At 69.2% G+C, this 6853-nt stretch carries 8 protein-coding genes; 1 reads left to right on the plus strand and 7 read right to left on the minus strand.

What is annotated here, in order from left to right:
- Positions 1-193: 193 nt before the first annotated feature.
- On the plus strand, positions 194-973 hold the full coding sequence (locus QM624_RS15915; protein WP_415093559.1) for a transposase: 780 nt from the start codon (positions 194-196) through the stop codon (positions 971-973).
- A gap of 89 nt (positions 974-1062) precedes the next feature.
- Here the strand turns inward: QM624_RS15915 and QM624_RS15920 are convergent, their stop codons facing one another.
- The 7 genes from QM624_RS15920 to QM624_RS15950 all read right to left on the minus strand — a co-directional run.
- Entirely contained in the window at positions 1063-1557 is a 495-nt protein-coding gene (locus QM624_RS15920; protein ID WP_415093561.1) for an NUDIX hydrolase, read from the minus strand.
- Positions 1558-1560: 3 nt separating this feature from the next.
- Positions 1561-2604 (minus strand): tRNA (adenosine(37)-N6)-threonylcarbamoyltransferase complex transferase subunit TsaD, encoded by a 1044-nt coding sequence (gene tsaD, locus QM624_RS15925; protein WP_415093563.1) that lies wholly within the window; start codon positions 2602-2604, stop codon positions 1561-1563.
- On the minus strand, positions 2601-3260 hold the full coding sequence (locus tag QM624_RS15930; protein ID WP_415093565.1) for a GNAT family N-acetyltransferase: 660 nt from the start codon (positions 3258-3260) through the stop codon (positions 2601-2603). Before QM624_RS15930 ends, tsaD begins: the two co-directional genes overlap by 4 nt.
- Complete coding sequence (gene tsaB, locus QM624_RS15935) at positions 3257-3913, minus strand: tRNA (adenosine(37)-N6)-threonylcarbamoyltransferase complex dimerization subunit type 1 TsaB (protein WP_415093567.1); 657 nt, start codon at positions 3911-3913, stop codon at positions 3257-3259. Before tsaB ends, QM624_RS15930 begins: the two co-directional genes overlap by 4 nt.
- Complete coding sequence (gene tsaE / locus QM624_RS15940) at positions 3910-4875, minus strand: tRNA (adenosine(37)-N6)-threonylcarbamoyltransferase complex ATPase subunit type 1 TsaE (protein WP_415093569.1); 966 nt, start codon at positions 4873-4875, stop codon at positions 3910-3912. Before tsaE ends, tsaB begins: the two co-directional genes overlap by 4 nt.
- A gap of 317 nt (positions 4876-5192) precedes the next feature.
- A complete protein-coding gene (locus QM624_RS15945) occupies positions 5193-6329 on the minus strand; it encodes a mannitol-1-phosphate 5-dehydrogenase (protein ID WP_415093571.1) in 1137 nt (378 codons plus the stop codon).
- A gap of 1 nt (position 6330) precedes the next feature.
- On the minus strand, positions 6331-6853 hold a 523-nt coding region (locus tag QM624_RS15950; RefSeq protein ID WP_415093574.1), incomplete at its 5' end, for a PTS sugar transporter subunit IIA.

Genomic DNA, 6853 nt, shown 5'->3' on the forward strand with positions numbered 1-6853 from the left:
ACCGGGGACGGTTCCCTTGGTCACCGGGGACGGTTCCCTTGGTCACCGGGGACGGTTCCCTTGGTCACCGGGCTTCCCACAACCCATTCGGGGTTCTCGCTTCTCGACGGAGTTATCCACAATTTGCGATCGCAGCAGCTCAACGGGGACGTCAGCTGCTTAGGCTCCTACCTCACTGACCACAGGAGGAACCATGCCTCGCCCTGCTCGACAACTCGCTGAATCCGCGGTCTACCACGTGATGGCTAGGGGCGTGAATCGCGATGCCATCTTCCTGGAGGACGAGGACTACGAGCGCTACCTCTACGCGCTCGAACTCACCAAGGAGGCCTCGCGTTGCGCAGTGCTGGCGTACTGCTTGATGCCGAATCATGTCCATTTGGTGCTTCGAACCGCCGACGAGCCGGTCGGGGACGTTATGAAGCGCCTCGGAGTCCGCTATGCCGGCTGGTTCAACCGCAAGTACGGACGTGTGGGTCACCTGTTTCAGGATCGCTTCCGGAGCCGGCCCGTTGAGAGCGACGAGTACCTGTTCGCGCTGGTTCGCTACGTATGGGACAACCCTGTGCAGGCGGGTCTTGTCACACGTCCCGACGACTACCGATGGAGCAGCCGACGATGGCTCGGGCGGGAGTCGAGCTTGGTCGATGGCGCGGCACTCGAGCGCCTAATGCTGGACGGTGGACTCGCCGAGATCACCGCCGGCCGGGCCCCTGTGAAGGCCGACCTGCTCAAGGGCCGTCCGCCTCGGCACGCACCCGATGACGTCGCCGAACTACTCCAGCGGTCGTGCGGCACAGCCAGTCCCACCGGCTTTCGCGCACTCCCCCTCCCTACCCGGCGACGGGTGATCCGCGAACTCCGGATGCGAGGCGTCCGCTACGCCCAGATCGCGTCCGCGACCGGAATGAGCAAGTCCGGAGTGTTGAAGCTGCACGCTACGGACGGGCCGCCACCTGGTGCGTTCGACTGAGCATGGCCGCCCCCGGTTGACCAAAGGAACCGTCCCTGGTGACCAAAAGAACCGTCCCCGGTGACCGAAAGAACCGTCCCCGTGGTCGCTCAGCGGCGGTAGCTCCAGCCGGTTGCGACGCCGTTGACGTAGGGCATCACGCCGTGGAACGCACGCGGGTCGTCGTCGAAGACGAGTTGCAGGAAGTGCCGGTCGCCGGGCCACATCGGCAGCGGCTCTCCGTTGCCGAGCAGGCGGTCGATCGGCAGCCAGTCCAGCGGGCCGTCGTCGTTGCACTCGGGCACCTCGCCGGTGAAGGCGTCCACGATGAAAATGAAGCCGAACCAGTCCTCGCCGCCGGCACCGAAGCCGGGCCACGAGATGGTGCCGCGCAACCGTTCGGCGGTGACCGTGATGCCGGCCTCCTCCATCAGTTCGCGGTGCAGGCAGCCGATGACGTCCTCGTCGTTCTCCAGCTTGCCGCCCAGGCCGTTGTACTTGCCCTGGTGCACGTCGCCGTCGCGGCTACGGAACACCATCAACGCGCGTTCACCGTCCGGGTGCAGCACGTAGCCGAGGACGCCGATGATCGGTGCGTACGGCATGGCTCAGACCAGCACCGTCGAGACGGGCAGGCCCGAGTTGGCGCCGATGTCGAGGCTGGACGGACGCAGTCCGCGGCTGATCACCTCGGAGCCGAGCACGGCCATCATCGCGCCGTTGTCGGTGCACAGTCCGGGTCGCGGACGCCGCAGCACGATGCCGCGTTCGGCCGTCCGCTGTTCCAGCAGGGTGCGCAGCCGGGAGTTGGCCGCCACGCCGCCGCCGATCAGCAGATCCGAGACGCCGAAGTGCTCGCAGGCGTCGACCGCCTTGGCGGTCAGCACGTCGCAGACCGCCTCCTGGAAGGACGCCGCCACATCGGCGACCGGGACGTCCTCGCCGTCACGCTGGCGGGTCTCCACCCAGCGCGACACCGACGTCTTCAAGCCTGAGAACGAGTAGTCGAACCGGTGCTTGACCAAGTCCTTCTGGGCGGTCAGGCCGCGCGGGAAGGCGATCGCCTTCGGGTCGCCGTCGGCGGCCGCCTTGTCGATCACCGGACCGCCCGGATAGGCCAGGCCGAGCACCCGGGCCACCTTGTCGTAGGCCTCGCCGGCGGCGTCGTCGATGGTCGAACCCAGCTCGACGATGTCACCGGTGATGTCGCGGACCAGCAGCAGCGAGGTGTGGCCGCCGGAGACCAGCAGCGCCGCGCAGGGTTCGGGCAGCGGGCCGTGGTCGAGCAGGTCGACCGCAACGTGACCGACCAGGTGGTTCAGTCCATAGAGCGGCTTGTTCAGCGCCACGGCGAGGGCTTTCGCCGCGGAGAGCCCGACCACCAGGGCACCCATCAGCCCGGGTCCGGCGGTGACGGCGATGCCGTCCAGCTCGGTCAGGTCGACGTCGGCGGTGGCCAGCGCCCGCTCCAGCGCCGGACGCATCGCCTCCAGGTGGGCGCGCGAGGCGATCTCGGGCACCACTCCCCCGTAGCGGACGTGCTGCTCGACCGACGACGCCACCTCGTTGGCCAGCAGTTCGTGCCCACGCACGATGCCGACCCCGGTCTCGTCGCAGGACGACTCGATGCCCAGCACCAACGGACCGCTCATCGGATCAACTCTCCATTCCGTACACCGTCGTTCGTCGCCGTCTCATCGATCCGGACGAGTTCGCGCTGCATCACCAGCGCGTGCCGGTCGGCACCGTAATAGTCCTTGCGGCGGGCCAGTTCCAGGAAACCCAGCCGGCGGTAGAGCGCCAGCGCCGCCTCATTGTCGTGTTCGACTTCGAGCAGCATCCGCTGCCCGTGCCGTTCGGCCGCCCAGGTGATTCCGGCCTCGACCAGAGCCCGGCCGATGCCCCGTCCGCGCTGGTCGGGGGCGACCACGACGCGGTGCAGGTCGGCGGTATCGGCGACCAGTTGGAAGGTCGCGACGCCGAGCAGCCCGAGCTCCGTAGGTCGAGAACCCGACTCGGCGCCAGCCGTTGGTCGAGCCTGTCGAGACACCAAGGCATCTGTGGATCGAGCTTGCCGAGACCCCCGCGACGACCAATCCGGGTCCGACAAGCTCAACCGGCGGCGGTCGGCGACCAGAACGCACCGGTCGGCGCCGGTCAGTTCCGCCGTCCACGACTCCGCACTCCATCGCGAGGCGATGTCGAAGCCGGAGTCCTCGATCGTCAGGATCGCGTCCAGATCGGCGAGCTCCGCATGCCGGATCAGCACCTCGTCCGCGGCCCGCTCGATCACAGCAGCCTCGGTCACGATCGGGCCAACCCGCGCGCCAGTCGCGGCTGCAGCAGCGTCGACTTGCGGTTGGTCGGCACGGTGGCGTCCGGACGGCGCAAGTACAGCGGCGACAGCCCCACCTCGGGCAACTCCGGGCCGGCCAGCGCCAGGACGCCACCGTCCAGCGGGGACGGCGTACCGCCTGCCAGGCCGGCACCCGGCCCGACGACGGGCAGTTCAGGCAGCTCGGAGGCCGGGGACACCGACGGAGGGTCGACGCGGCGTCCGTCGGCGGCGTAGCGGGCCCAGTACACCTCGCGGCGGCGGGCGTCCGAGACGGCCAGGAACTCGCCGCCGGGGTAGCCGGCGGCAACATGACCGGCGGCAACGGCGTCCAGCGAGCAGACGCCGCGCACCGGCACCCCGAGGGCGAACCCCAGTGTCTGCGCGGTGACCACACCCACCCGCAGCCCGGTGAACGGGCCAGGGCCGACGCCGACCACGATCAGGCCGAGGTCGTCCAGCGTGCGGCAGGCCTCGGCGAGGGTGGCGTTCACCAGCGGCATCAGCTGCTCGGCGTGGGCGCGGCTGTCGGTCACCGCGCGGGAGGCCAGAATTCCGGTTTCGTCGGCCAGGCCGACCCGGACGTCGGTCGAGGTGTCGATTCCGAGAGTCAGCGTGGGGCTCATCGCAGTTCCTCCAGTTGTCCATCCGCCCAGCGCGCCCCGATGCCGGACAGGAACACCAGCCGGGTCTCGTCTTCGGGGTCGAGTCCGCGCCGGATGTCGATCTCGAGCCGGTTGTCGGCCAGCCCCTCGGCGATGCCGCCGCCCCACTCGATCAGGGTCACCGCGTCGGGCAGGGACGCTTCCAGGTCGAGGTCTTCGAGTTCGTCGAAACTACCCAGCCGGTAGGCGTCGACGTGCACCAGGGCGGGTCCGCCGGCGACGGCCGGATGCACCCGGGACAGCACGAAGGTGGGTGAGATAACCGGGCCGGCGATGTTGAGCCCGGCGCCGATGCCTTGGGTCAGCGTGGTCTTGCCGGCGCCCAGGTCGCCGGTGGCGATGATCACGTCGCCGGCCCGCAGCAGAGTGGCCAGCCGCTCGCCGAGGGTGCGCATGGCGTCTGCGGTGGCGGCCTCGGCCATCACCGGCAGGGTGCGGCGCAGGATCTCCAGCGGCGGCTGTTCGCCGGTCGGTACGAAGCCGTGGCGGCGCCACCACCGTCCGAGCGCCGGGAACTCGGTGCGGACGCCCACTGTCAGCCAGCGGGTGCCGCGCAGCGCGAGCAGGTCCATCGTGCAGCCGACAAGGGCGTTCGCGATGCCGCGGTGCTGATGGTCGGGATGCACCGCGACCCGGGTGATGACGGCGTCGTCGCCGTCCAGTTCGACGATCAGCGCCGCGGCCGGCTCGCCGTCCAGCTCACCCAGGACGCCGAACCCGCCGTCCAGCTTCTCGGCGATGGACTCGGCCGTGTCGGCCAGTGCCGCGGCCGGCGGCTCGACCGGCGGCCGGGCGGCGAAGGCGGCGTGCACGATCGGGACGACGTCGGACGCGCGCGAGGCGTCCACCCGCAGGATGCGCAATTGCCCGCCGTCGGGCAGGGCTGCCTCGGCGACGACGGCCGCGGTGGACGGGGCGGACATGGCGAATCCTCCGGTTGACGATTTGAAGCCGTCCCACTGTAGTCCTCGCCGAGGATGCCTTCTGCCAGGGGCCAGGGGACGGTTCGTCCGGTCCTCGCACACCCGGGGACGGTTCTCGAAAGTTCGAACTTCGCACGCGTGGGGACGGTTCTTTCTCGTTCGCTTTTCGCACGCGAAAGAACCGTCCCCCGACATGCGATTTTCGAACCCGACAGAACCGTCCCCCGAGGTGCGATTCTCGAACGCGGAAGAACCGTCCCCGAAAGTGCGAAACGGCGCCCCGGGAGTTCCGGGGCGCCGTCCGATGGGTGCGGTGGTCAGGCCTGGCGTTGGGCGAAGACCTCGAGCACCGCGGGGTAGAGCGGGTGATCGGGGTCGAGGCCGGTGATCTGGGCGACCGCATCCTCGGGGGAGAGTTCGCCGAGCAGACGCTGCAGTTCGACGGCCTCCGGGTCCTCGGTGGTGTCGAAGCGGAGCCCGGCACCGATGGCGGCCAGCAGTCCGTCGCAGGACATGCCCCGCTCGGCCAGCTGGGACGCCGGCGAGATGAACCGGTCGTGCCGGCTCAGCTTGCGCATCGGTCCGCGTCCGACCCGCAGGGTGGTGTCGGGCAGGAACGGGTTGGCGAACCGCTTCAGGATCTTCGACACGTACGCGCTCTGCACCGCCTCGTCGATGCCGTGCTTGGCGACGATCAGCGATTTGGTGTCGGCCAGCGCGTCGGCGACCTTCGCCGACACCGACGGGTCGAGCAGCGCGTCGGAGATCTTCTCGATGCCCGCGGCGTAACCGAACCAGGCCGCCGTGGCGTGGCCGGTGTTCACCGTGAACAGCTTGCGCTCGATGTACGGCTCCAGATCCTCCACCCAGGTCACGCCGGGGATCTCGGGCACATTGCCCTCGAACGGCGGGGTCTCGATGGCCCACTCGAAGTAGTTCTCGACGGTGACGTCGAGCCCCGCGTCCGGCGCCTGGGCGGGAACGATCCGGTCGACCGCGGTGTTGGCGAACAGCGCCCGATCGGCCAGGTCATCGCCCTGGTAGGCCCCTTCGACCTCGCCCTTGAGAATGTCGGTGCCGTTGATCGCGTTCTCGCACGCCATCACCGCCACCTTGGCCGCCCCGGACGGCCGCGCCGCGATCCCGGCGGCGATCGCCGGGGCCACGAACTTCAGGATGTGCGCCCCCACCGCCGTGGTCACGATGTCCGCCGAGGCGATCGCCGCGGTCAGTTCCTCGGCCTGCTTGGCCGAGTTGAGGGCGGAGTACCCGCGCACCACAGTGGTGCGCGGGTCGTCCCCCACTTCGTTGACGGCGTAGGACTCGGAGTTCGCCAGCGCGTCGATCAGAGCATCGGCCACGTCGGCGAAGACCACCTCGTAGCCGGCGTTGCTGAGCAACAACCCGACGAACCCACGGCCGATGTTGCCGGCCCCGAAATGCACTGCCTTCATGTCAGCCATTCACCTTTCCGAATGCGTCGCGCACCTGCGCCGGCGACGACGCCTGTTCGAGATTCGCGATCTGCGACTCGTCGAGGAACACCTCGGCGATCTTCCCCAACAGTTCCAGATGATCGTTGCCCGCACCGGCGATACCGATGACGAACTTCACCGGGTTGCCGTTCCAGTCGATCGCGTTGGGGTACCGGACGACCGAGATCGACGACTTGGTGATCATCGACTTCGCCTCGTTGGTGCCGTGCGGAATCGCCAGCAGGTTACCCATGTAGGTGGACACCGACTTCTCCCGCTCGTGCATCGCCGCGACATAGCCGGCGTCGACGTTCCCCGAAGCCACCAGCAGGTTGCCGGCCTCGGTGATGGCGCCGTCCCGGTCGGTGGCGGAGCCCTCGAGGACAATCGAGGAGAGCTTCAGCACCGCGTCCGCCTCATCGGTTTCGGACGCCGCGGCGGCCGGCGCGGCAGCGGGCTCCGGCGCAGCCGCCGGAGCGGGAGCAGGCGCAGCAGTCGGCGCC

It is taken from the genome of Micropruina sp. (assembly GCF_047606365.1).
Taxonomy (GTDB): Bacteria; Actinomycetota; Actinomycetes; order Propionibacteriales; family Propionibacteriaceae; genus Micropruina.

What these genes read in the sequence shown, in the direction of transcription:
- QM624_RS15915 (WP_415093559.1), top strand. Translation starts at nt 194, where the DNA reads ATGCCTCGCCCTGCTCGACAACTCGCTGAATCCGCGGTCTACCACGTG.
- QM624_RS15920 (WP_415093561.1), bottom strand. Translation starts at nt 1,557, where the DNA reads ATGCCGTACGCACCGATCATCGGCGTCCTCGGCTACGTGCTGCACCCG.
- tsaE (WP_415093569.1), bottom strand. Translation starts at nt 4,875, where the DNA reads ATGTCCGCCCCGTCCACCGCGGCCGTCGTCGCCGAGGCAGCCCTGCCC.
- tsaB (WP_415093567.1), bottom strand. Translation starts at nt 3,913, where the DNA reads ATGAGCCCCACGCTGACTCTCGGAATCGACACCTCGACCGACGTCCGG.
- QM624_RS15945 (WP_415093571.1), bottom strand. Translation starts at nt 6,329, where the DNA reads ATGAAGGCAGTGCATTTCGGGGCCGGCAACATCGGCCGTGGGTTCGTC.
- tsaD (WP_415093563.1), bottom strand. Translation starts at nt 2,604, where the DNA reads ATGAGCGGTCCGTTGGTGCTGGGCATCGAGTCGTCCTGCGACGAGACC.